Here is a 24516-nt window from a genome sequence, read left to right on the forward strand (position 1 = left end):
TCAGGCGAGCGATTTCGCCATTCCTCGCTGCACGGCAGCGATGATCTGCGGGCGCAATTCGGCGGCGGGAACGATCCGGTGCACCGAGCCCATCCGCTGGGCACGCTGGATGTTGTGGATCGCCTCGAACTCCGCAGCGACCTCGCCGAGCTTTTCGGACCGTACCGCGACGCGCAAGGCGCCCAGTTCGACACCGAGACGGGACTTCTCCCCGTCTTCGGCTGCCGCCAGACGTGACTCGATCTCCGTGATGCGGGGATCGCTCGCCGTGCGCTTGTTGACGTCCCGGGTGAAGACCACCGCGGCAGCGGGAGCGCCGCCGAGAACGGACGCGAACGAGCCTTCGACGGCAAGTACTTCCATGTTTTCGTTCAGTGCGCCCGAGAACACGACGAATGCTCCGCCGTGGTACCGGGACACCACCACGAAGACGATGGGACCGTCGAAATTGACGATGGCCCGGCCGATTTCGGCGCCGTACTCGAGCTGCAGGTTGCGCAGCGACTCGGGTGATCCGTCGAAGCCCGACAGATTCGCGAGCACCACGAGCGGCCTGTTTCCGCTTGCGGCATTGATGGCGCGGGCCGTCTTCTTCGACGACTTCGGGAACAACGTCCCGGACGTCCATTGGTCCGGCCCGTCTGTCGGGAACCAGCCCTTGCGGGGGATGGCGCGCGACTCGATCCCGATCACGCTGACCGGGGTACCACCCAGGTGCGCGTCGAACACCACCGAGGTGTCGGCGTCGGCCATGTCGGCCCACCGTTCGAGCACGGCGTGGTCCTGGTCGACGACCGAGCGCATCACGGTGCGGATGTCGAACGGCTTCTTGCGGTCCGGATTGGTGTCGGACGAGAAGATCTCGCCGACCGTGGTGAAGTCGCTCGACGGGTGGACGTGCGGGTAGAGGCGCACGTCGCGATCGACCGGGTCGGCGGAGTCGGCTTTGCGCGGGAAGCGCTCGCCGGGAGCGACATAGGCGTGCGCGTAGTGCGCAAAGAGTGTTTCGACCGCTACTCGGAGATTCGGTGCCCAGTACTGGGCCTGGCCGTTCGGACCCATCACGCGGTCGTATCCGCCGATACCGAAGTTGTCCTCCGCGGACACTCCGCCGGAGTAGTCGAGCGATTGCTTGCCGGTGAGCACCATCGCGCTGTCCGGGGTCATGACGAGAATGCCCTTGGTGTGCATGAGCATCGTCGCCTCGGCGTTCCAGTACGGCTGTGCGCCGACGTTGATGCCGGTCACGATGATGTTGATCTCGCCGCCGCTCTGGGTGAACGTGATGATGCGGCGCAGACCCCGCGACACCCAGTCCATGTTCTCGGTACCCGAGTCCATGGAGATCGTGGCACCCGACGACAACGCGAACCACTCGACCGGCGCGCCGAGACTCTCGGCAAGGTCGATCGCGGCCACCAGGCGTGAGCACTCGGCTTCGGCGACGGTGCCGAGTGCCTTGGTGGGATCTCCGAACAGAGCAACCCGGGTCATGCCCTCGGGATAGCGGGGCGTCGGAGTGTCCACGATGCCGACGATGAGGCCGGCGGTGTTGCGGCCGTACGGGCGGTCGACGGCGCCGAACTGTCCCTGCTCGTCGAAGTCGTACTCGACGAACGTACCGTCGCTGCCGGTCAGCAGCGGAATCAGCTCGTAGGGGTACACGGTTCCGCGGGCCCGCGAGCGCTGCACCTTCTGGGTGTACTCGTCGAGCGGCTTGAGCGGTTCCTTGGGCGGCTCGGTGACCCGCACGACGACACCGGCGCCGGATCGGTACGAGAAGCGCAACGCGACTTCACGCGCGGGCTGACCCGGGTTCTCGCGCAACCATCCGATGACGGTGATCTCCTCGAGGCCCGCACCCACGGTCAACGGTGCGGCACTGCGGGCGATCCGGCGCAGATCCTTCACGTCGAGGTCGACGACGGGCCAGACGTAGAGGACCACGCGGTTCGTATCGAGGCGTCGTCCACCGCGTGCGGCCTGGGCACGGCGCATGCCGTCGAGCGAACTCGCGAGGGCGCGTTCGAAGGCGGGCAGGCTCACGATGCGGCCGCTGTCGTCGCGCTGCTGGGTCAGATCTCGCACTTCGGTGAGGGCGATGAAGCGCTCGTCGGACGGATTGTCCCTCGCGACAATGTGATACAGGTACGTGTCCGGGTTGGAGGGCAGGCGCGTGCCGTCGAAGTTCTTCAGTCGCCACAGATCGAGACGCTGCCCCGTCAACGGGTGGATGTCGCGGATGTTGCTTTCCTCGGCGTACCCGGATTCGTAGGCGCGGAAGGTGAATACGTGCTCTTCGGCGATATCGGTGTGGCACACCGTCACCGTCACGCGTCGTGCGCGCGCGATGATCTCGCGGGTGGACAGGACCGAGGACAGCGCCGCGGCTTGAGCGTCCGCGTCGGCCGGCGCGTCCTCCCAGGCGACGTACAGGTCGATCACCAGGTTCTCGACACCGGGCAGCGTCGACGCCGATTGCTCGATTGCGTCGAGTACCGAGGCGAGGCCGGAATGCGATGTCTCCGCGGAGATCAGGTACAGCCGGGTACCCCGCAGATCGAAGTTTCCGGTGACGAATTGGCGCCCGTCGACGACGCACGACCGCACGTCCTCGAGGGTCCGGATCTTGTACGCGCGTCGCGTGATGACTTCGAGCAGCGGACCGGGGACGGTGCCGGGGCGTGAAATCTGCTGGGCGAGAAGGTCGATGAGAGGTTCGGGCGTGGTGACGAGGGACTCGATGCGCTGCGCGTAGTCGGCCGCCTGCGGGTGTTCGGAGAGGTAGGCGAGCGAACCGCGCACCCCGTCGTACACCTGCTCGCGCGCCTTCCGGATCATCGGCTCTTCGAAGTAGCTGTAGCGCAAGTTGCGTGCGGTGTCGCCGATGACCGGGAAGCGGACCTGCGTCGCGCCGATCAACCGGTCGAGGACTTCGTTGAGTTCGTGGGAGACGCCGGCCTCCGTGTCGTGGCGGTCGGTCCAGCGCTCGAGCAGTGCGGTGACGACCGGCACGTGCGTCTCGATACGTTCGAGCGCGAGGAACAGCCGGTATACGGCGTCCTCGAGGTCGGGGGTGCGCGCGAGGTCGGTCACGTCGTAATGGCGCAACGCGCGCGAGAGGCGAGCACGGAAGCTGTCGGGCAGACCGCCGACCTCGACGTCGAGCGACTGCAGATAGCCGTGGAAGAACTCGCGGGGGCTGTGCACGCGGTCTTCGGTGTTCCGCTCTTCGTCGGTCGGACGGTTTCGCGAAAGGTCGCAGACGTCTGCGAACGTGGTCAGCAGAGCGAGTTCGGCGCGCACGAGATCACACGACCGCACACCTGCCGAGAGACGCTCGTACTCGGCGAGAAGCGCCGCGGTCCGTTTGGCCGACACGTCGTACCCGGTGATGAGCGCTCCGAGCGAATCGAGCCGCGCCAGCGCATCCGCAGCGAGATCGTCGCTGAGCGCCGGTCCGGGGGTGGGGAACTCCACGCGCTCGACGGCTTCGGTGACGACTTCTTCGACGATCTGGTCGACGCGCAGCAGCGGGGCGCCGGCGTCCACCTGGGCGTTGACGACGGCGAGGATCTCACGGACCTTACCGGCGAACGGAGCGCGGACCGCGGTCTCCATCTTCATCGACTCGAGAACGACGAGCGTCTGCCCGGCTTCGACCTCGTCGCCGACCGCGACGGGGACGGCAACGACGACAGCGGGCGCCGGAGTGCGGACGACTCCGGCCTCGTCCTGGCTGATCTGGTGGCTGATCCCGTCGACCTCGACGAGGAAATGGGCGGGCCCGGCTATCGAGACGACGTGGTGGCGGCGACCGTCGAGCGTGAGCCGCGATTCGTAGTCTCCGAGACGTTCGAGTTCGACGTCGAACTCGGTCACTCCGGTGTCGAGCCGGTAGCGGTGCGGTCCGACCTGGCCGACCACGAGTTCGTACGCCTGACCCTGGTAGCTCAGTTCGATCTTGCGGCCGACGGCATGTCCGGCGCGTGGCCGGCCGCCGCGTGCGGACGCGAGGAACGCGGTGCGCTCGCGGGCTTCGTCGGCGTTGTAGACATCGACGGCGGTCGCGACGAGTGCGATGTCGGCGACTCGCGTCGGCCCGGACTCGCTGCCGGCACCGGTGCGGTCGAGCCAGCCGGTGTCGGCGGACGCGTCGACGACCTCCGGGCGGTCGAGCAGGTCGAGCAGGAACGATTTGGTGGTGGTGCCTCCGTCGAGGACGACCGTGGTTTCTCGCAGGGCGGTGCGCAGGCGTGCGAGCGCTTCGCCACGGTTCCGTCCCCAAGCGATGACCTTGGCGACCATCGAGTCGTAGTCGGGAGGGATCACGTCTCCCTGCGCGATGCCCGTGTCCACCCGCAGGCCGGACCCCAGCGGGAATTTGAGCAGTTGCACCGTGCCGGGCGCGGGCGCGAACCCGTTGGCGGCATCCTCGGCGTTGAGCCGTGCCTCGACCGCGTGGCCGAATTCCGGCGGGCAGTCACCCACGAGGGGCTCTCCGGAGGCGACGAGGATCTGGAGTTTGACGAGGTCGATGCCGGTGGTGACCTCGGTGATGGGGTGTTCGACCTGCAGGCGGGTGTTGACCTCGAGGAAGGTGAACGTCTTCAAGTGCGGCTGGTAGAGGTACTCGACGGTTCCGGCGCCGCAGTATCCCGCGGCCCGGACGAGGTCGGCGGACACCGAGCGCAGGTGGTCGGACTGTTCCGCGGTGAGCAGCGGGGAAGCCGATTCCTCGATGACCTTCTGGTTCTTGCGCTGGATGGAGCAGTCACGCACGCCGGGAGCCCACACGTTGCCGTGCGTGTCGGCGATGACCTGCACCTCGACGTGGCGCGCGTCGGTGACGAGGCGTTCGATGAAGACGACGGGGTCGCCGAAGGACCGTTCGGCTTCGCCCTGCGTGCGCTCGAGTGCCAGTTCGAGTTCGTCTTCGGCGTAGACCTTGCGGATGCCGCGACCGCCGCCGCCGGAGCGCGCTTTGATGATGAGCGGGTAACCGATGGCCTGGGCATGACGACGCGCATCGGCGCGGGACTCCACGGGTCCGCCGGACCACGGGGCGACCGGCACCCCGACCTTCTCGGCGAGCAGTTTGGCTTCGACCTTGTCACCGAGGAGACGCATCGCATCCGCGGACGGACCGATGAATGTGATGTTCAGCCGCGCGCACAGGTCGGCGAAGACGGGATCTTCCGCCACGAATCCCCAGCCGACCCAGACTGCGTCGGCTTTCGCTTCGAGGAGTGCGCGCTCGAGTTCTGCGTGATCGAGGTAGGAAGTCGCGGCCGTCGTCGAAGGGCGAAGGGTGACGCCTTCGTCGGCCTGACGGACGAACATGGCACGGCGTTCGGCGTCCGTGTGCAGAGCGATCGTCTTGATGCCGTAGCCGTGTTCGGAGTTGAGCTCCCGGACTGCCCGGATGAGGCGGACTGCCGCCTCACCCCGGTTGACCACTGCGATCCGCTTGAACATACTCGTTGCCACCGTTCTCCATGGTTGTGCGCGTGGGTGCCGCGCGTCGAAAGCTCCACCCCGATGAGGAAGACAATTTATCCGGTCTTCGGTTCCTACGTCACGGATCGGTAAACGTGAGCGGGAACATCGATCGGTCGGCTCCTCGTGCTGTGTGGTGGGCATGCGTGTGTCGATCGCCGACGCTGTGGTTCTGTCGAACCGAATCGTCAAGGCGGTGCGAACGCGCCCCTGTCCTCATCCGGTGGCCGTCGCCATCGACGACACACACCCCCGTGCGGATGGAAACGCCCCGTACGGGTAACAGCATGGCCGAAACATGAGGCTTTGTCACGTTTGGCTTCCCGAATCGGCGTGACCTGCGGAAACCGTTCCTTTTTCGGGTCTCGAACGTTGCCGTACAGGGCTTTTCGGGGGTCGTCCGCGGGAAAGAAGGCCGGCTGCGGTGGGCTCGTTCGCTCGTACCGCGCGGTAACACCGGTGGGTAACTTGCAGCGGGGCCGACTGCCCTCGTCGTACCGCCGGGTAGGCGTTTGTGCCGCAACGATTTTGACAATCCACGAGCGCATGTGGACCGATGGAGGATCGTGCCCGGCTCTTTCTGTGACATCGATCACGAATGGTGAATACGGCGTCCGCTCAATCGAACTGATGCGCCCGCACGCGCGTGCCGAAGTCTCGTCCGGGCAGTGCGAGGTCCGTCGCCGGGCCGATCGAAGACCGCGGTTTTCTGGGACAGTGGAAGACAGTAAGGCGACGAGGAGGCCCCGATGCCCGGCTCAGACCGACCCGAAGTATCCGACGAGTTCGAAACGCCCGGCCTGCGACGGAAACGCATCGCGGGACAGGTGCGCCGCTGGTGCGACCGGTGTGCCATCGACGGCAGGCACGGCCCGCTCTCGGATGCGGCGGCACTCGCGCTGGCCGCGGGTCATCTCGACGAATCGGCACGCACGGTCCTCGCGAACCGGCGGCGTGCCGGTCGGCGATTCCCCACCGTCGACGGTTTCGGAGCGTTGCGCCTTCTCTCCGACGAGCATGCTCATCTCGTGGCCCGCCTGGGCAAGCAGCGTCCCGGGGCCGCCCGCCTGGTCCTCGAATACCGCGCGAACGAACTCGCCAAGCGCCTCCGCGCTGCCGAGCAGACCATCGTGCATTCGCCGTCGCACTACGCGCAGGGTGTGCGTGCGGTTCGCAGGGATCGCCGCGATGGGCTCCACCTCGAACTCGATCAGCGAGAAGCGTTGTTCGCGGCGTTGCGGCAGACTCCGGCGCCGCTGCCGGTCGCGCCCGCCGAACAGGCCCGAGGTGCCGCCCTGTCCGTGGCGGTGGACCGTGTGTCGCGGTGGTCGGAGCGCACCCCCGCCGCAGACGCCGGCCGTCGAGCGGCCGATCTCCTCGCGCGCCGGATGCCGGAGGACGACGACCGGTTCGTCGACCGGTACGACACCCTGTTGTTCCTGGCGGGCTCCCTCTACGACCGGATCGAGTCGTCGGCGGCGTGGCGCTCCGAGTACTTCGCGGTACAGCGGGCCCAGCTCGATCTGGCCGAGGAAATCACTCAGATCGCCGTCGATACGGTGTCGTTGCGCGGACTGCTCGTGGAATTGGGCGCCGCGATCGGGAGTATCCCGGGCGAACGGGGCGCCGGCGCACGGGCTGCGCTGGACGCGCGGGTCGCGGCGCTCGATCCCGTGTGGGACCAGCTTCTCGCCCGGGTGGCGGCGCTCGCCAGGATCGGCGATCTGCTCGGAAACGCGGAAAGCCGGATGGGCATGGTCGACGTCGCACGCCGCACCGCGAGCCTCGACGAGCGTATCGACGATCTCATCGGGCGGTCGGGCGCGCGCGAGCTCTCGGCCGAGAACACCGACTTCGTCGGAGACCAGTTCGGGTCGGCCGCGGAACTCATCGGTTCGCTGCACACCGCGCTCCGGAGCGACATTGCGGAGCTCACCGGCAAGGATTGACCGTGTCCGTTGTGTCCGGTCACAGGTTTCCCGCGTGTGGCAGGGTCCGGCCACCCAGTCCCCAAAATGTGAGACGCCTCACTGGTGCAAATGTCCGATTCGGTGGTAGTTTCCTCGCGTTCATCTGGGGGTCGAATGGCGGGGGTGGCGTGGGTGTTTGCACGACGGGTATCGGCAGGGGTAGCAGCCGGAGTCATGGCGATGGTCATCGCAGGATGCGGGGGGGATCCTGCGGTGACGGTGGTCGACGATCCCCAGCTCGAATCAGCGTTCAGCGAGGTGCTCGCCGGCGGTCAGGAACGCACGCTGGGTGATCTCGCGCAGGTTGCGGACCTGCAGGGGGAGGACTGGGACCGGATGTACTACTTCCGTGTTCCTCTGCTCATGAGCGAGGTCAACCGCATCCTCGATACCTCGGGTCTCGTGTGGAAGGACCTTCCGACGGTGGGCGCCGAAGGGATGATCGTGTTCATGTCGGAAGGGCGCGTGGTGCACGCGGTCGTCGACCGCGCGCCTGCGCTTGCGCTCAGCGGGTTCGCAACTGCCGACTCGGTCGTCCGCGCGGATACCTCGGGCGGGCTGGAGAGAGTCGGTGTCGAGGCGAAGGGCAGATAAGACCGGACGTCATGTTTGTCCGGATCGCGGTGTACGTTTCTATCGGAAGAGCAGTCGATCTTTCCGAAGAGGTGCACGGTGGCGCGGGTAATCGCGACGATCAACCTGAAAGGTGGCGTCGGTAAGACCACGACGACCGCGGCGTTGGGCGAGTTCATGGCCGCCGAGTTCGGGCAGCGGGTACTGCTCGTCGACCTCGACCCCCAGACGAACCTCACCACCATGATGATCGGTGAGGAGCGCTGGAAGGAACTCAACGAGCTCGACCGCACCCTTGCGGCGCTGTTCCGGGGTGCGATCGAATCCGATACCGCCTCGTTCGACATCGAGAAGGCCCTTCAGCACGACGTCTCGCCGGTCCGGGCCGTGCGCGGGGTGGATCTCCTGGCGTCCTCGCTCGATCTCATCGAGATCCAGGAGGGTCTCAGTCACCGGCAGTACGCGGACCCGGGGTCGCATCGGCCGATCGAGATCCTCACGAAGGCGATCGAACCGATCGCCGATCGATACGACTACATACTCCTCGACTGCCCGCCCAACCTGGGCATGCTCACGCTCAACGGTTTGAGATCGGCCGACGGGTATCTGATCCCGACTATCCCGGACATCCTGTCGACGTACGGAATTCCCCAGCTGCAGAAGCGTATTCAGGAGTTTGCCCAGCGCACGGGTCATCCCCTCCGGGAAATCGGTCTGGTCATCACGAAGTATCGCAGCGCTTCCAACCTCCACCGCAGCATCATCGAACAGTTGCAGCGTGACGACCGGATCGCCGATGTCGTACCCGCGTGGGTTCCGGAAGCGAACCAGATCGCCGCCTCCGCGGAGTTCGTGCCGTACGGCACTCTCAAGCGCAAGTACGGCAATACGGGGCAGTTCGACGCGCTGCGGATTCTCACCGAGACGATTCTGATGAACGCGCAGGTGTACCTGTGACGAAACCGGATACCGGCGAGGCTCGTCTGCGCATGCAGATCGGCGAAGCGACCGCGGCACTGCTCAGGCTCGACGACACCGCGCCGGGGACGGCGGGACAACTCGTCGCGCTCGTCCGGGTCGTCGCCGACGAAGCGGCCCGTACGCCCCGCTTCGCGAAGTCGCTGTCGACCGTGCTCTCGCAGGGAGCGGTGTCACCGGGAGCGGGACCGGCATCCGGGACAGGAGGCACCTCGAGTGTCCGATATGCGCTCGGTGCGGCGGACCCTGATAACACAGTCCCGGCTCGCGACACAGCCCCGGAAGGGAGCGTAGCCCCGGCGCAGAAAGCGCCTGCTCGTCGCGGCAAGCGCGCGCCCGGCCCGTTCGACCCGTTCGCTGTCTACCGCGAAGCCGGCGAGCCCGGGCTGCGGGTGCAACTCGACGTCCTCGACGCGGAGCGGCTCAAGGACATCATCGCCGAGCATGCGATGGACTACGACAAGCTCGCGATGCGGTGGCGCACGCCCTCGAAACTGCGTGACCGCATCGTCGAACGGGTCAAAGCCCTGACCACGAAGGGGGACGTATTTCGGTGATGCTTCACAGAAACTGTCGTTACCAGGCTGAGACCCGTAGGGTTACCAGCAGACCCCCCGAGTTGTGCGGCGACGCCGTCACGCCACCTCGCGTCGGTTTTCGTGCACGAGAGAAGGACAGCAGGCATGGGTGATATCGCAGGTCAGGGCATGGCCGCTTTTGTGACGGACGTTCAACAGCGCGGCGGACGCGCAGAACCTCTCGACGACCAGCGCACCGTCAAGGTCCGCGGTACCGACGGGGTCAAGCGGGTGGTCCGCGTGCGGACCACCGAGGGCGGACCGTGGCTCGCACGTCGGCAGGACGGCATCGCCGGCAGCGACGAGACCGGGTCGTCGCACTGGGTCTTCGTCGACCTCGGGCAGAAGCCCCCCGCGTTCTATATCGTGGAGTCGGCCGAGATCGAGGCCGGGATCGAGGAAGAGGTCGCGCTGTGGCTCACCGAGCGCCCGGGCCGGACCGCGACCGGGAGTCATCCCATCCCGCTCAGTGGCGTTGCGCACGGCCTCGACCGCTGGGACCTGCTGGGGCTCGACGCGGTCAAGGACACCACTCGTACGTGCGCTCCCACGCGGCGCAGCCCCCGCCGGACGGCAGCCCCCGCAGCGCGTCCCGCAGCGCAGCCGGAAGAGGTCGACCCGCGCGTCGCGGTGTGCGCCGATGTCGGCGGTTACCGCGTGCAGGGACGCTTCGACACGACTACGGGCGCGCTCGAGATCACGCGGGGACCGATGGAGGGGCGACGTTTCCCCGACCCCACCACCGCCGCCGACGCTGTCGCGGGTTTCCTCAGCGGCGACATCGAGTCGCACGACGGAGACACGTTCTGGCGTCTCGACGGACCGAAGGCCCCCGCGCTCGGTGAGTACCTCGCACGTAGCAGCTGAGCGGTCGGCGAGCGGCCCTGCGCGACCCGTGCCCGCGTGGCCGGGCGGTTACGACACCGGGGTGTAGTCGGTACCCGTCCGCAACCACAGCGCGCCGGCTCCGGCGGTTGTTCCCTGCTCCTTCAGTTCGCGTTTGAGGATCTTGTTGGTCGCGGTGACCGGCAGGTCGGCGTCGATCCGGACGTGGCGCGGCCACGCCTTCGGTGACAGATCTGCCTGAGCAGCAAGGAATTCGGAGAACTCATCCGGGGTGAGTGTCGTGTCGTCGCGGAGCACCATGGCTGCCATCACCTGGTCGCCGACGTGTTCGTCGGGAACACCGTAGACCGCGACCCGGCTCAGTTGCGGAAGCCGCTGGAGGATCCGCTCGATCGGTGCTGCCGCGAGGTTCTCACCGTCCACGCGCATCCAGTCCGCGGTGCGGCCGGCGAGATAGATCCAGCCGTCGGCGTCTTTGTATGCCAGATCGCCCGACCAGAACATGCCGTGCCGCATCCGCTCGTCGGTCGACTCCTGATCGTTGTAGTAGCCGGTGAAGAAGCCGCCCCCTTGCGTGTTGACGAGTTCGCCGATGGCCTTGTCCGCGTTGCTCAAGGCACCGTTGTGGTCGAACTCGGCAGGTGCGCACTGCGTGACGGTGACCGAGTCGTACACCTCCACGCCGGCGAGTCCTTTTCCGATGGAGCCTTCGGGCGTGCCCTCCTCGCGGGTGATGATCACGGCTGTCTCCGTCGAACCGAAGCCGTCCCATACGGTGCACCCGAACCGCCTCGCGAACTCGTCGATATCGCGGTCGGTGGCCTCGTTACCGAAGGCCACCCGCAGCGGATTGTCGGCATCGTCCTTCTGTTCGGTCGTCGCCAGAAGGTATGCGAGAGGTTTGCCGACATAGTTCATGTACGTCGCGCCGTAACGACGGATGTCGTCGAGAAAGGCCGACGCGGAGAACGTCGCCGGCGCCATGGCTGCGCCGCTGCACAGCGACACGCACCACCCGGCGAGGATCGCGTTCGAGTGGAACATCGGCATCGACAGGTAGGCGATGTCGTCCGAGGTGATCGAGAAGCGCGACACCAGGTTGTTGCCCGCGAAGATCACCATGATCTGAGCGAGCAGAACGGGTTTGGGGTCGCCGCTCGTACCGGAGGTGAAGATCAGCATGAACGGGTCCATCATCTCCACCTCGCGGTACGGCTCGAGGGGAGGCGCACCTTCGACGAGCAACCGCCACTGCGGGCTCGCGACGTCGAGCACCGTGATGTCGCCGAGATCGAGTCCGTCGAGGAGCGGGGCATGCGCCGGATCGGTGAGCACCACCTGGCAATCGGCGCGTCGGATGTCTCCGGCCAGGCTCTCGCCGCGTCGCGTGGTGTTGATGCCGACGAGGGGGAACCCTCCGAGCCCTGCGGCCGCCACAGCGTGCAGCATGTCGGGTGTATTGCCGAGTAGCGTGCCGACATGCACCGGCCGGGTGTGGTCGAGAATCGAAAGCAGTGCCGAGGCCTGAGCCGACGCCTCCGTCAGATGCTCTCGCCAGGTCCAGCGTCCGGTGTCGTGAACGATCGCCGCGGTGTCGTCGTCGAGTAGTGCGCGCAGTGCCTGCTGAACGGTGTCGGCCATGGTGATCGTCCTCAGTGTGGTGGGAGGGGAGAGACGGGGTCGCCGGAGACCTCGGGGGTGTCCGGCTTCGGAGTCGAAGAGTCCGCGAGATGCCGTGTCAGGAAGAAGATCTGGTGCGTCACTGCCGGCTCGAACCAGTCTTTCCCGGGCCATACGTCGAAGTGGTCGCAGGGATAATGGCGAACCTCGGCGCGCGCCCGGAAGGCCGCCTGGGCAGCGGAGTGGGGTGGCGCACTGCGATCGAAGTCCGCGATCTGCACCAGTACCGGGCACCGGATCGACGCGGCGTGGCGGCCGGGGCGGTAGGTACCGAGTTCCAGCACGATCGTCGCGTCGACTTCGTTGCGCCAGGTCGGGCCCGCGATGGCGAGATAACCCTCGCGGTGCCCGTCGAGATTCAACGCTGCGATGTCGCCGGGTTCCCCGACCAGCGGAATCATGTTGGCACCGCGCCCGATTCGTGATCCGACTTTGCTTCGAACGCCCATGGCGGTGGATCTCAGCAGGCTCGCCGCCGGTGTGTGGCGCGCGGCGAGCAGTCCGGCGGCGAGGCCGTCGACCAGCGGTGTGAGTGCCACAACCGCTGCGATACCCGAGTCGTGTGCGGCGATCGTCAGGACATGACCACCCGACAGCGAGACACCCCACAGTACGACGCGATCCGGGTCCACTCCGTCGAGGCGCCGCGCCGCGTCGATCGCGGCACGGTAATCGGCGAGCTGGCCGTCGAGGTCCACGCGCTGACGGTCGTCACCGCCGGACGAACCGAACCCCCGGTAGTCGAACGCCACGACGTGCATCCCCGCATCGGCGAAGCGTTCCGCGAACGGGGTGAGTCCGGAGTCCTTCGTTCCTCCGAGTCCGTGCGCCATGATGACGACCGGCGCTCGTCCGGACGCGTCGAGCCGTCCCGGTTTCGCGGGGAAGTGCCAGGCGTCGACATCGGCGTCGCGTGACCGGAACTGCAAGGAGTGGAATGTCATCGGTCGCCTCCGTGGGCACGGGCAAGTCCGGCCGGCAGTTCGTGTGTGCGGATGTCGTGCTCGTACGCGAAATAATCGAGTTGCTGGGTGTGCCGTGGACGATCGAGCATGTGCCCGGTGAATTTCTGCTGGTCCGCGACGATGACCCGTTCCATCTCGTCGTCCGCGGGCAGTGCGTAGCGGCCGACGGCATACGCGGCGATCACCCGCGCCTGACATTCGACGAAGGGGAACAGCGTCGGCGTCGCCTGTGCGAAACCGGCGAAGGCGAGGTCGGGGAGTCCCGGTGCGAAGATCCGTTTGTAGAGCGCGATGTGATTGTCCGGCGCACTGAGGAAATCGGGTTCGAAGAACGGGAACGTGATGTTGTAGCCGGTCGCGTAGACGGCGATATCGATCTCGGTCGAGCTACCGTCGACGAAATGCACTGTGCGGCCGTCGAACCGCTCGATGTCGGGTTTCGGGGTGATGTCGCCCGAACCCAGACGCAGTGGCAACTCCACCGACTGCGTGGGGTGGGCTTCGAAGAATTTGTGGTTGGGCGACGGGAGACCGTACAACTCCGGCCTGCCGGAGAGCAGGGGTTGCCCCCACTGTGCGAGCTTGCGCTGCCAGGCCAGCGGTACGTAGGGCACCGTCCGGTAGTACTTGTCGGCGGGGCGCCCGGCGATGTATTTGGGAACGATCCACGCACTCGACCGAGTCGAGAGCGTCACCTCCGTCCGAAGCGTTCTCGATGACAGTTCGACGGCGATGTCGGCGGCACTGTTGCCGATGCCGACGACAAGAATGCGCTTGCCCGCGAAATCGAGCGGAGTCTGCGGATCGATGTAGTGATGGGAGTGCATCGCCACCCCGGTGAAGTCGCCCGGAAATCGGGGGACCCGGGGGTCCCAGTGATGGCCGTTGGCGACAACGAGGAACTCGAACCGCCGGGTGCCGCCGTCTGCCAGGTCGAGTTCCCAGCCCCCTTCGTCCAGGCGCCGGGCGCGGAGCACCTCGTTGCCGAACTCGATGTTGTCGCGGAGGCGAAGGCGTCGGTATATCCGTCGAGGTAGTCCTTGATCTGGGAGTGGTGAGGAAAATCGGGATACGACGCCGGCATCGGATAGTCCTTGAACGACAACTGATGCTTCGACGTGTCGATGTGCAGCGAACGGTAAGCACTGCTGCGTCCGTTGGGGTTACCGAAGGCCCAGTTCCCGCCCACGCGATCGGACATCTCGAAGCACGTGTAGGGCACGCCGTAGTCGGACAGCATCTTGCTCGTGGTCAGGCCGCTGATTCCCGCGCCGATGACAGCGGTACTCGGTGCCGACATGTATGACCTTCCCCCAACGTCGGGTGAATCCGGAGTGTTCGGTGACGACGGTCACAATGTAGAACACGTTCTCGGGTAGAGCCATGCCTTGTCCGCGCCGCCGGGACCACACCGCCGCACCGGCGTGGATCGCGGTTACTTTCCCGGGTTCGTGGCGTCCGGCAGCGGCGATGCCATCGCGGCGAGGTGCGCGAGCAGATCGGGGTAGCGGCGCGTGTGGGCGCCGCCGTTGAGGTCGATCGTCGCTCCGGTCATCCAGGTCGCCGCATCGGAGGCGACGAACGCGACCACCTCGGCGACCTCCTCAGGACGTCCCGCGCGTCCGAGAGGGGTGTTCTCGAGATAGTCCTCGCGCAGACCGGGCACCAGCGCGACTCCCGCTGTGAGCGGGGTGTCGACCAGTCCGGGGGAGACGGCGTTCACTCGTACTCCTCGTGCACCGAGTTCGAGCGCCGCAACCTCGGTGAGCATGAGGACGCCCGCCTTCGCCGCACAGTACGCAGCCATCCCGGGAGCGGGTTGCCGCCCGTTGAGCGACGCGATCGTGGTGATGCTGCCGCCGTCGCGCACCACGCGCCCCGCATGCTTCATGACCAGAAAAGCACCGGTCAGGCACACATCGACCGTGGTCTGCCAGTCCTCGAGCGCGAGGTCGGTGATGCGCCCCGGCATCGACACCCCGGCACATTCGACGACCGTGTCCGGAGCGCCTTCGCGCGCCACCACCTCGGCGAAGAGCCTTTCGACACTGCTCTCGTCGGTGACGTCGGTGGTGCTCGCACGGGCGCCTGCGCCCAGTTCGCCGGCCCGCGCGCGAGCGGCGGCCCCGTCGATGTCCGCGATCACCACGGTCGCTCCGCGAGTGTGAAGAAGCCGGGCCGTGGCCCAGCCGATTCCCGACGCCCCGCCGATCACCACTGCTGTCCTGCCGTTCATGGACCGATCCTCCTCGAGCCGACACCCGGAACACGCGTACCGAGGAGTCTGGACAGTTGTCCGGTGATTCGGCAAGGTAATCGCCCACAGCGTGAAACGACGACGCTGTGGCTGTTCCGAGTTACGCCGGAGAGAAACGAGTGGCTGCCGTGTCCAGAACCCTGTTCGCGACCCGTTTCGACTTCCGTGCGCCCGGTGCGACACCACGCGACCGGCAGGCGCTGTTCGCGCGCGCACTCGAACAGGTCGAGTACGCGGAATCCACCGGGCACGACGTCGTCATGCTTTCCGAACACCACGGTTTGGAGGACGGGTACCTGCCCAGTCCGCTCCCGGTCGCCGCGGCGTTCGCGGCCCGGACCCGCACGATCCCCATCACTGTCTCTGCGCTGATCGTCAATCTTTACGACCCCGTGCGGCTCGCCGAGGACATCGCGGTGATCGACCTGCTGTCCGGTGGCCGGGTGTCGTATGTGTTCGCGCTCGGATATCGCACCGAGGAGTACGCGCTCTATCGCCGACCGTGGACCAGTCGCGGGCAAGACACGGAAAACGCACTCGAACTGGTGCTCGAGGCACTGCGGACCCAGCGAGTGGACCGCGCCGGGCGGGTCGGCGCCGTGACCCCGGCACCCTTGTCCCGCCCGCACCCCGTCGCCTATTACGGCGGTGGCACACCGACCGCTGCGCGCCGGGCAGCAAGGCTCGGCCTCAATTTCCAGCCCCAGATCGCCGACGAAGCGCTACGCGACCTGTACCGCGCGGAATGCGAGAGGCTCGGGCGCCGGCCCGGGCACGTGATGATGCCCCCGCCCGGACCGGCAACGGTGTTCTGCGCAGCCGATCCGGACGAATTCTGGGCGCGGTACGGGGATCATCTGCTCGCCGACGCCCGGGGTTATGCCGCCTGGCACCAGAGCGGTACCGCGTTGTCGCACGTGTTCGATCGATCCACCACGACCGAAGAACTCCGCGCCGCGGGCACCTATCTCGTGGATACGCCCGACGGCCTGATCCGCCGGTGCAGGGAGGGGATCCTCCCGGACGTGACCACCCATCCGTTGTGTGCCGGCATGCCCGAGGATCCCTCGTGGGAGAGCATGCGGTTGCTCGGAGAAAAGGTCGTTCCGGCACTACGTGAGGATCGAAAACTAATCACCGAGAACCGCTCCGCGGGATAGGTACACGCCTTACTCTGGGACGCATCTGCTTGCCCCGCAGGCTGAGGACGCACGCCGTCGAACGCGTGCAGGTCCGTCTGCATCGTCGAGATCGTCGCCCCGTGCGGCGTGAGGAGGCCCGATGAACGCGGTGATTGCTCCGGTCGAGGCGAAGCGGCCGTATCCCCCTCGACGCAAGCCGAAGGGCGCGGTCATTCGCGACCTGATCACCACGACCGATCCGAAGACGCTCGGGTTGATGTACATCGTCACCTCCTTCGTCTTCTTCCTCATCGGCGGGCTGCTGGCGTTGCTGATGCGCACCGAGCTCGCGCGTCCCGGCTTGCAGTTCCTGTCCAACGAGCAGTACAACCAGCTCTTCACCGTGCACGGCGGAATCATGCTGCTGATGTACGCGACCCCGGTGGTGTTCGGGTTCGCGAACTACATCCTCCCGCTGCAGATCGGCGCCCCCGACGTCGCGTTTCCCCGGCTGAACGCGTTCAGCTACTGGCTCTTCCTGTTCGGCTCGCTCACGGTGGTGTACAGCCTGGTCACCCCTCGGGGTGCCGCCGACTTCGGGTGGACGTCGTACATGCCGCTGGCGTCCGAGGAACACACGCCGGGTGTCGGCGCGAACCTATGGTTCCTCGGCCTGGTCATCACGGGTCTCGGCACCATCCTGGGCGCGGTCAACATGATCACCACGGTGGTCTGCATGCGCGCTCCGGGCATGACGATGTTCCGCATGCCCATCTTCACCTGGAACATCTTCATCACGATGATCCTGGTCCTGCTGGTGTTCCCGCTGCTCGCGGCAGCGTTCATGGGGGCGATCGTCGACAGGGTGCTCGGGGGCCACATCTACGATCCCGCGACCGGTGGCGCGATCCTCTGGCAACACCTGTTCTGGTTCTTCGGCCACCCGGAGGTGTATGTCGTCGCGCTGCCGTTCTTCGGCATCGTCTCGGAAATCTTCCCGGTCTTCAGCCGCAAGCCGATCTTCGGCTACAGCGGCCTGGTCTACGCGACGATCGCCATCGCGGCGCTGTCGATCGCCGTGTGGGCGCACCACATGTATGCGACCGGCGCGGTGCTGCTGCCGTTCTTCGCGTTCATGACGTTCCTGATCGCCGTCCCGACGGGCGTGAAGTTCTTCAACTGGATCGGCACGATGTGGAGAGGGCAGATCACCTTCGAGACACCCATGCTGTTCGCCGTCGGTTTCATCATCACGTTCCTGTTCGGCGGTCTGTCCGGCATCATCCTGGCGAGCCCGCCGCTCGACTTCCACCTGCACGACTCGTACTTCGTCGTGGCGCACTTCCACTACGTGCTCTTCGGCACCATCGTGTTCGCGACGTACGCCGGCATCTATTTCTGGTTCCCGAAGATGACCGGGCGGATGCTCGACGAACGCCTCGGCAAGTGGCACTTCTGGCTGACCTTCATCGGCTTCCACACCACCTTCCTGGTGCAGCATTGGCTCGGTAACGAGGGCATGCCGCGTCGCTACGCGGATTATCTGCCCTCGGACGGGTTCACCACGCTCAACACGGTCTCGACGGTCGGTGCCTTCATAGTGGGTGCCTCTACGCTGCCGTTCGTGTGGAACGTGTTCAGGAGCTACCGCTACGGCCAGGTCGTCACGGTCGACGACCCGTGGGGCTTCGGTAACTCGCTCGAGTGGGCAACGAGTTGCCCGCCGCCGCGGCACAACTTCACCGAGCTACCGCGGATCCGGTCGGAGCGCCCCGCGTTCGAACTGCACTACCCGCACATGTCCGAGAAGATGCGCACCGAGGCGCACGTCGGGCCGGGCAGCAACAAGCGCGAGGTCAACGTGCTCGAAGGGGCCAACCGTTCCCCGTCGGACAGCACCGACGAAAACCGGTGACCCGGCCTCCCGTGCCTCAGTGCCCGGGAGGCAGATCGGGGACCCCGATCACGAGAGCACGTGCGTGCCGCTTCACAGCGGCGGTGTCGCTCACGCCGAGAACGTCGAGCGACGCCGTCGCGAGCATCTCGGGGAGCTTGGCGTCGACTCGTTCGTCGTCGGCGCGGATCGCGATGGCCGACTCGACGAGCCGGAACGGTAGGCCCGCCCGGGGATCGTTCTCTCCGACGATCTCGGCCGCCAGATCCCGATAACGAACCGCCAACTGCTCCCGCTCTGCCCGGAAACGCCCGAACTGCTCGGTGCGCACTTCGGGCAGCAGATACAGCGCACCGAGATTCCATCTGCCCGCGCACAACTGGGCGGTGTCGAACCAAGCCAGTGCGCACAACCGCACCGCCGCGGGGTGGTTGTCATCCAGGCCCGCGTCGAATTCGACCGTGGGCTCGACGGTGTCCTCCAGCAGTGCGACGAGGATGTCGTTCTTCGTCGCGAAGTGGTTGTAGAGCGACGCCTGACGGATGCCCACCGCGTCGGCGATGAGCCGGGTCGATGTCGACGCGAACCCCCGGGTGGTGAAGAGTTCGGCTGCGGCATCGAGGATTTCGGCACGCGCGGTGGCGCCGGGGCGACGTGGTTCTCGTAGCCGGGGACGGCCCGGTCCTGCGTGGGTCACTCCCTCACCATGGCACAACGGTCGTGTGCGCCGCGCGGTCGTGTCCGGCCGTGAGAACTCCGAAATCCGGACGAAACATGGGTCACGGAGTTGTTACGCCGCGGCAATTCTCCGAATATGCGCGCTCGGAAAACTGTCGAGTGACAGTTTCCCCGAGCGCCACGATCGGAGTACCATGACCGAGACCCTCGCGACGGCCACCACCCACGCCGCCCGCGCCCACGCACGGGCACAGTCGGGCATCGTCACCGACGGCATGCCCACTGTTCCGGCGTCCGCGTGGCCGGCCGCTCCCACCGGACGCGCCGCCTCCCTCGTCTGGGCCGAGACCGTGCCCGGTGGCCGCTACACGAGCAAGGTGCTCGCCCGGGGAACTCGCCTGCGACTCCGCGACATCCACGGTGCGGCCTGCGCGAACCTCCTGTTGTTCCGCGCCGACGCCCCGCACGAGCGGCTCAACGTCGCCGACACGCTGAAAGTGCCGTGGCAGGCGTATCTGGGAACCGGCCATCCGCTGCTGTCGGATCAGGGCCGGGTGCTCGCCACGATCGTCGCCGATACCTCCGGCCGCCACGACGCGCTGTGCGGCACCACGCACCTCGCGGGAAACACCGCGAAATACGGAGCGGGAGAGTTGCACTCGGAAGCTCCCGCCGGACGGGAACTCTTCACCGTCGCCGCCGCGAAACACGATCTCGCCCCGCGCGACCTGCCCCCGTCGCTGTCGTTCTTCCACGGCGTGCGCGTCGAGGACGACGGCACGCTCACGAGCACCGGCTCGGCGGGGCCCGACACCTACGTCGAATTGATTCTCCACCTGCCGGTGATCGTGCTGCTCGCCAACACCGCGCACCCGCTGGACCCGGCAGAGAAGTTCCCGACCAGCACACTCGAAATCCTCGCGTGGCGTGCACCCGCCGACCTCGACTCGCTCCCCGCTACCGACCCCGAATACCAGCGCGCCGTGCTCAACACCGAAGACGCCTGGGCTGCCGCTGCTTCCGGAATGGAGAACTGACATGACCGCCACGCTCGACTCCACGGACCTCGCCCTCGTTTCCGGCCGCGTCCTGCTCGACGAGGTCGTCGGGGTCCGCGGACCCTGGTCCACCGTCGTCGCCGCGGGCGACGTGCTCACCATCGTCGATCTCCACGGCAACCAGGCCGTCGACACCCTCGTCTACGACGCACACGACCACACCGCCCGCTACAGCGCTGCAGCCACCGTCGCGGGGCAGGGAAACCTGTTCCTGACCACGGGCTCGGTACTGCGCGACGCGGACGGCGGACCGCTGATGACACTCGTCGCGGACGAGGTGGGCATCCACGACACGGTCGGCGGCGCGTGTTCGCAGGAATCGAACACCCTGCGCTACGGGCATCACACCAAGCACCAGCATGCATGCGTCGAGAACTTCCTCATCGAAGGCGCGAAATGGGGCCTCGGCAAGCGTGACCTCGTCTCCAACATCAACTTCTTCATGAACGTGCCCGTCGAGGCCGACGGCACGCTCGGCATCGTCGACGGTCTGTCGGCTCCCGGCAAGCGCCTCGCGATCCGGGCCGAACGCGACGTGCTCGTCCTCGTGTCGAACTGCCCCCAGATCAACAACCCCTGCAACGGTTTCGATCCGACTCCGGTGCGGATGATCGTCACCCGGCCGAGGGGGGGCATGAGACGCCCATGACCACCAAGATCACGGTCGAACGACCGGGAATGCTCACCACCGTCCAGGACTACCCGGGCCGCACCGGCTACTGGCAGGTCGGAGTCCCTCCGTCGGGGCCGATGGACGACCTGTCGTTCCGGCTCGGCAACGTCGCGCTCGGAAACCCCGAGGGTGCGCCCGGGCTCGAGACCACCATGGCCGGCCCGGCACTCCGCTTCACCGAAGCCACCGAGGTCTGCGTGACCGGAGCGCCCGTCACGGTGCGCGTCGATGGCACCCCCGTCCCGCAGTGGCGGCCCGTCGTCGTCCCCGAGGGTGGCCTGCTCGACGTCGGGGCGGTGACCGGCCCCGGGCTCCGCGCCTACATTCTCGTACGCGGCGGGCTCGACGTACCCGAGTTCCTGGGCAGTGCCTCGACATTCACCCTCGGCACGTTCGGTGGACACGAAGGCCGCACTCTCCGCGACGGTGATGTGCTCGTCCTCGGCGACGTCACCGAGGGGTCTTGCTCCGCGGTGCCCGCCGAGCACGTGCCCGCGTTGAGCAGCCGCTGGGAGATCGCGGTGACCGAAGGGCCGCACGGAGCGCCCGAATTCTTTACACGCGACGACATCGATGCGCTCTACGCCACCGAATACGAGGTGCACTTCAACTCCGACCGCACCGGCGTTCGGCTCATCGGGCCGAAGCCGCAGTGGGCGCGCGCCGACGGTGGGGAAGCGGGCCTGCACCCGTCCAACATCCACGACAACGCCTACTCGATCGGCGCACTCGACTTCACCGGTGACACTCCGATTCTGCTCGGTCCGGACGGACCGAGCCTCGGCGGCTTCGTGTGCCCGGTCACGGTCGTCGCCGCGGACCGCTGGAAGCTGGGGCAACTCGCCCCGGGCAACACCATCCGTTTCGTGCCCGTGCGGTCGGAGCACGCGGCGTCACGCCGCGACCTCGGCGTTGCGCGACGCGCGGGTCTCTCGCTCGTGTCGTCGGCCGGAGGAGATGGCGACGACGGCGTGCTCGCGCGCCGCGACGGCAACACCGCCGTCACCTACCGGCGCAGCGGAGACGACAACGTGCTCGTCGAATACGGCGACATGACACTGGATCTGGCGCTGCGTGCCCGCGTCCACGCGCTGCACCAGCGTCTCGAAGGGGAACGTCCGTCCGGCCTTCTCGAGCTGACACCGGGCATCCGGTCCCTGCAGGTCAAGGTGGATCCCGACGTGCTGCCCGTCCCGAAGCTTCTGGGTCTGCTCGCCGAAGCCGAGGATGCCATCGGTGACAGCGACGAACTGGAAGTGCCGAGCCGGCAGGTGCGCCTGCCGCTGTCGTGGGACGACCCCGCGACGCGGGAGGCCATCCAGCGCTACATGCACGGCGTGCGCGCCGACGCACCGTGGTGCCCGTGGAACATCGAGTTCATCCGCCGGATGAACGGCCTCGACACGGTTGCCGACGTGTTCGACACCGTCTTCGCTGCCGACTACATGGTGCTCGGTCTCGGTGACGTCTACCTCGGAGCACCGGTCGCCACGCCGCTCGACCCCCGGCACCGTCTCGTCACCACCAAGTACAACCCGGCCCGCACGTGGACACCGGAGAACGCGGTCGGCATCGGCGGCGCCTACCTGTGCATCTACGGCATGGAAGGACCCGGCGGGTACCAGTTCGTCGGCCGGACCACCCAGGTGTGGAACCACCGGCACCCGCAACCCGCGGGCGCGTTCGAGAACGGCACCCCGTGGCTGCTCAGGTTCTTCGACCGTATCTCGTGGTACCCGGTCGACCCCGAGGAACTCCTCGATCTGCGGGCCGACCTCGCGGCCGGCCGAGGCGGAGGCGTGGACATCACCGACGGTACGTTCTCCCTCGCGCAACACCGCGAATTCCTCTCGGAGAACACCGAATCGATCGAGTCGTTCCAAGCGGTCCAGTCCGTTGCCTTCGCGCAGGAACGGGCGCGCTGGGAAGCCGGCGGCGCATGACTGCCGCCGACACCCTCACGATTTCGGGCACCCGCTTCGAGCGCACCTTGCTGGCGCGCCCGGGCGCGGCGCCCGACACCACCAGCCGGGTCGTCTGGCTGCAGGGTGCGAGCCTGTACTGCGATCTTCGTCGGCCCGCGGCGGAAGTCCCGGTGCAGGCCCGGTCGCTGGGCGCGACGAGCATCGACGACCTGCTCGTCCTGGCAACCCAGGACGGGTTCGCAGGGCGTCTGCTCTCCCACGGCGGGCATGTGGAATGGACCCGCACGGTGGCGGTCCACCCGCCCGGCCCACACCCGGACGCGGGCAGTCTGGAACTGCTCGACGCCACGACCGTGGCCGAGCACGGTGTCTTCGAGGACTACCTCGAGCACTGGCGGATCAGCGCCACGTCGTCGAGCATCGACGAATACCTGCTCGAAGACGTCGAGACCGGCGCTCCCGGAATCTTGATCCGGGTCGGCGAAGACTTCGCCTTCGCCCGCGGCCGAACCCGTCCGATCGACGGGGCACCGCTGCACGAGCAGATCCGCGGCGCCGGCACGTTGTCGGCGGCCCGGGAACTGATGAACTGTGAAATATCTTTCGGGAGTACCGGACTCGGGGAGTGGCGCATTACCGCCTCCACGCTCCCGTTCCGGGTCGGCGCCACGCTCGACCCCGTGCCGGGCGAAATCCTGTCGACGTCCGACATCGACGTCGACGGCCGTCCGATCGTGCGCCGCTGGCGCCGACTCGATCTTCCCGAGACAGAACAGAAAGGCATGGCGTGACGTTCACCAGCATTCCGACCATCGACGTCACAGGACTCGTCACCGGCGATCCGGTGCACCGCGGCGCCGTTATCGCCGAATTGGGTCGTGCCGCACGAGAAATAGGGTTCGCGCAGATCGTCGGACACGGCATCGACCCCGCGTCGTTCGCGGCGGTGCAGCGTGCCGCCGAGCGGTTCTTCGCGCAACCGGACGATGTGAAAATGAAGGTGTACATCGGTAATTCGACCAACCACAGAGGATACGTCCCCGCCGGTGAGGAAGTGTTCGCGGGTGCGACTCCCGACCACAAGGAAGCCTACGACCTGTCGATAGACCTCCCGTCCGATCACCCGGACTATCTGGCCGGTAACCCCCTGCTCGGTCCCAACCAATGGCCCGAATTGGACGACTTCGCCGAACCCGTCTCCACCTACTACGACGCGGTCTTCTCGCTGGGACGACTGTTGTTGCGCGCCTTCGCCGAAGCGCTCGGAGAACCCGCGGACCTCTTCGACAAGCACGTGAGCACCCCGCCCGCCCAGCTGCGGTTGATCCACTACCCGCACGACCCCAGCGCCGCAGACCGTCCCGGCATCGGCGCCCACACCGACTACGAGGTGTTCACGCTGCTCCGGCCCACCGCCCCCGGACTCGAGGTCGTCAACGCAGACGGAACGTGGATCGACGTTCCCTACGCCGACGATGCGTTCGTGCTGAATATCGGTGACCTGCTGGAGATCTGGACCAACGGAGAGTTTACGGCGACGTCACATCGGGTGCGTAAGGTATCGCACGAGCGTTATTCGTTCCCGTTGTTCTTCAACGTCGACTACAACACGTGGGTCGAGCCGTTGCCTCAGTTCGTCACCACAGACGGACCGCGATACGACGGTGTGCGGGCAGGCGACCACCTGTTCGCGCAAACCGCGCAGAGCTTCACCTACCTGCAGCGCCGACTCGCCTCGGGCGAGATCACCCTTCCCGACAACGCACGACCCCTCTACTCGCTCGGACGCGAAGCTCAACGCAGCGCTCCTGCCGTCTGACC

17 protein-coding genes and 1 pseudogene are annotated in these 24516 nt (G+C 66.9%); 12 read left to right on the forward strand and 6 right to left on the reverse strand.

Annotated features, from left to right (window positions below; all coding sequences use genetic code 11):
* Positions 1-5478 (reverse strand): carboxyl transferase domain-containing protein, encoded by a 5478-nt coding sequence (locus HF877_RS18560; RefSeq protein WP_169622726.1) that lies wholly within the window; start codon positions 5476-5478, stop codon positions 1-3.
* A gap of 770 nt (positions 5479-6248) precedes the next feature.
* Between HF877_RS18560 and HF877_RS18565 the strand changes: the two genes are divergently transcribed.
* The 5 genes from HF877_RS18565 (at position 6249) to HF877_RS18585 (ending at position 10465) form a co-directional block, all read left to right on the forward strand.
* Positions 6249-7448, forward strand: coding sequence for a hypothetical protein (locus HF877_RS18565; protein ID WP_169622676.1), 1200 nt, complete (start codon positions 6249-6251; stop codon positions 7446-7448).
* 195 nt (positions 7449-7643) lie between these two features.
* Positions 7644-8063, forward strand: a complete 420-nt coding sequence (locus HF877_RS18570; protein ID WP_240952687.1) for a hypothetical protein — start codon at positions 7644-7646, stop codon at positions 8061-8063.
* A gap of 78 nt (positions 8064-8141) precedes the next feature.
* On the forward strand, positions 8142-8999 hold the full coding sequence (locus HF877_RS18575) for an AAA family ATPase (protein ID WP_169622677.1): 858 nt from the start codon (positions 8142-8144) through the stop codon (positions 8997-8999).
* Positions 8996-9577, forward strand: coding sequence for a hypothetical protein (locus HF877_RS18580; RefSeq protein ID WP_346765234.1), 582 nt, complete (start codon positions 8996-8998; stop codon positions 9575-9577). The genes HF877_RS18575 and HF877_RS18580 overlap by 4 nt, the downstream gene beginning before the upstream one ends.
* Positions 9578-9703: 126 nt before the next feature.
* Positions 9704-10465 carry a hypothetical protein gene (locus tag HF877_RS18585; RefSeq protein ID WP_169622678.1) on the forward strand — a complete coding sequence of 254 codons (762 nt, stop codon included), beginning with the start codon at positions 9704-9706 and terminating at the stop codon, positions 10463-10465.
* A gap of 48 nt (positions 10466-10513) precedes the next feature.
* On the opposite strand, the gene fadD1 is transcribed toward HF877_RS18585, so the two are convergent.
* The 4 genes and pseudogenes from fadD1 to HF877_RS18605 form a co-directional block, all read right to left on the reverse strand.
* Entirely contained in the window at positions 10514-12085 is a 1572-nt protein-coding gene (fadD1, locus tag HF877_RS18590; protein WP_169622679.1) for a fatty-acid--CoA ligase FadD1, read from the reverse strand.
* An 11-nt stretch (positions 12086-12096) separates the two neighbouring features.
* A complete protein-coding gene (locus HF877_RS18595) occupies positions 12097-13068 on the reverse strand; it encodes an alpha/beta fold hydrolase (protein WP_169622680.1) in 972 nt (323 codons plus the stop codon).
* Positions 13065-14389: pseudogene (locus HF877_RS18600) on the reverse strand (NAD(P)-binding domain-containing protein). Before HF877_RS18600 ends, HF877_RS18595 begins: the two are co-directional and overlap by 4 nt.
* Positions 14390-14524: 135 nt before the next feature.
* A complete protein-coding gene (locus HF877_RS18605; RefSeq protein ID WP_206037341.1) occupies positions 14525-15325 on the reverse strand; it encodes an SDR family NAD(P)-dependent oxidoreductase in 801 nt (266 codons plus the stop codon).
* 149 nt (positions 15326-15474) lie between these two features.
* On the opposite strand from HF877_RS18605, the gene HF877_RS18610 reads away from it, so the two are divergent.
* Together HF877_RS18610 and ctaD are read left to right on the forward strand one after the other, a co-directional pair.
* A complete protein-coding gene (locus HF877_RS18610) occupies positions 15475-16506 on the forward strand; it encodes an LLM class flavin-dependent oxidoreductase (RefSeq protein ID WP_169622681.1) in 1032 nt (343 codons plus the stop codon).
* A 121-nt stretch (positions 16507-16627) separates the two neighbouring features.
* Entirely contained in the window at positions 16628-18382 is a 1755-nt protein-coding gene (gene ctaD, locus HF877_RS18615) for a cytochrome c oxidase subunit I (RefSeq protein ID WP_169622682.1), read from the forward strand.
* A gap of 16 nt (positions 18383-18398) precedes the next feature.
* On the opposite strand, the gene HF877_RS18620 is transcribed toward ctaD, so the two are convergent.
* Positions 18399-19058: a TetR/AcrR family transcriptional regulator gene (locus tag HF877_RS18620; protein ID WP_169622683.1), complete on the reverse strand. Its 660-nt coding sequence runs from the start codon at positions 19056-19058 to the stop codon at positions 18399-18401.
* A 175-nt stretch (positions 19059-19233) separates the two neighbouring features.
* On the opposite strand from HF877_RS18620, the gene HF877_RS18625 reads away from it, so the two are divergent.
* Genes HF877_RS18625 through HF877_RS18645 form a run of 5 tightly spaced genes read left to right on the forward strand, consistent with a single transcriptional unit; the run spans position 19234 to position 24514 of the window.
* Complete coding sequence (locus HF877_RS18625; protein WP_169622684.1) at positions 19234-20076, forward strand: urea amidolyase associated protein UAAP1; 843 nt, start codon at positions 19234-19236, stop codon at positions 20074-20076.
* A 1-nt stretch (position 20077) separates the two neighbouring features.
* Positions 20078-20746 carry an urea amidolyase associated protein UAAP2 gene (locus HF877_RS18630; RefSeq protein ID WP_169622685.1) on the forward strand — a complete coding sequence of 223 codons (669 nt, stop codon included), beginning with the start codon at positions 20078-20080 and terminating at the stop codon, positions 20744-20746.
* Positions 20743-22713 carry a 5-oxoprolinase/urea amidolyase family protein gene (locus tag HF877_RS18635; RefSeq protein ID WP_169622686.1) on the forward strand — a complete coding sequence of 657 codons (1971 nt, stop codon included), beginning with the start codon at positions 20743-20745 and terminating at the stop codon, positions 22711-22713. The genes HF877_RS18630 and HF877_RS18635 overlap by 4 nt, the downstream gene beginning before the upstream one ends.
* A complete protein-coding gene (locus tag HF877_RS18640) occupies positions 22710-23486 on the forward strand; it encodes a hypothetical protein (protein ID WP_169622687.1) in 777 nt (258 codons plus the stop codon). The genes HF877_RS18635 and HF877_RS18640 overlap by 4 nt, the downstream gene beginning before the upstream one ends.
* The gene (locus tag HF877_RS18645; RefSeq protein WP_169622688.1) at positions 23483-24514 is read left to right on the forward strand and encodes an isopenicillin N synthase family oxygenase; all 1032 of its coding nucleotides are present in this window, start codon (positions 23483-23485) and stop codon (positions 24512-24514) included. Before HF877_RS18640 ends, HF877_RS18645 begins: the two co-directional genes overlap by 4 nt.
* Positions 24515-24516: the final 2 nt, after the last annotated feature.

Source organism: Rhodococcus sp. BL-253-APC-6A1W, from assembly GCF_012843405.1.
GTDB lineage: Bacteria > Actinomycetota > Actinomycetes > Mycobacteriales > Mycobacteriaceae > Rhodococcus.

Coding starts and splice junctions, on each gene's coding strand:
- HF877_RS18560 (WP_169622726.1), bottom strand. CDS start 5,478: ATGTTCAAGCGGATCGCAGTGGTCAACCGGGGTGAGGCGGCAGTCCGC.
- HF877_RS18565 (WP_169622676.1), top strand. CDS start 6,249: ATGCCCGGCTCAGACCGACCCGAAGTATCCGACGAGTTCGAAACGCCC.
- HF877_RS18570 (WP_240952687.1), top strand. CDS start 7,644: ATGGCGATGGTCATCGCAGGATGCGGGGGGGATCCTGCGGTGACGGTG.
- HF877_RS18585 (WP_169622678.1), top strand. CDS start 9,704: ATGGGTGATATCGCAGGTCAGGGCATGGCCGCTTTTGTGACGGACGTT.
- fadD1 (WP_169622679.1), bottom strand. CDS start 12,085: ATGGCCGACACCGTTCAGCAGGCACTGCGCGCACTACTCGACGACGAC.
- HF877_RS18595 (WP_169622680.1), bottom strand. CDS start 13,068: ATGACATTCCACTCCTTGCAGTTCCGGTCACGCGACGCCGATGTCGAC.
- HF877_RS18605 (WP_206037341.1), bottom strand. CDS start 15,325: ATGAACGGCAGGACAGCAGTGGTGATCGGCGGGGCGTCGGGAATCGGC.
- ctaD (WP_169622682.1), top strand. CDS start 16,628: ATGAACGCGGTGATTGCTCCGGTCGAGGCGAAGCGGCCGTATCCCCCT.
- HF877_RS18625 (WP_169622684.1), top strand. CDS start 19,234: ATGACCGAGACCCTCGCGACGGCCACCACCCACGCCGCCCGCGCCCAC.
- HF877_RS18630 (WP_169622685.1), top strand. CDS start 20,078: ATGACCGCCACGCTCGACTCCACGGACCTCGCCCTCGTTTCCGGCCGC.
- HF877_RS18635 (WP_169622686.1), top strand. CDS start 20,743: ATGACCACCAAGATCACGGTCGAACGACCGGGAATGCTCACCACCGTC.
- HF877_RS18640 (WP_169622687.1), top strand. CDS start 22,710: ATGACTGCCGCCGACACCCTCACGATTTCGGGCACCCGCTTCGAGCGC.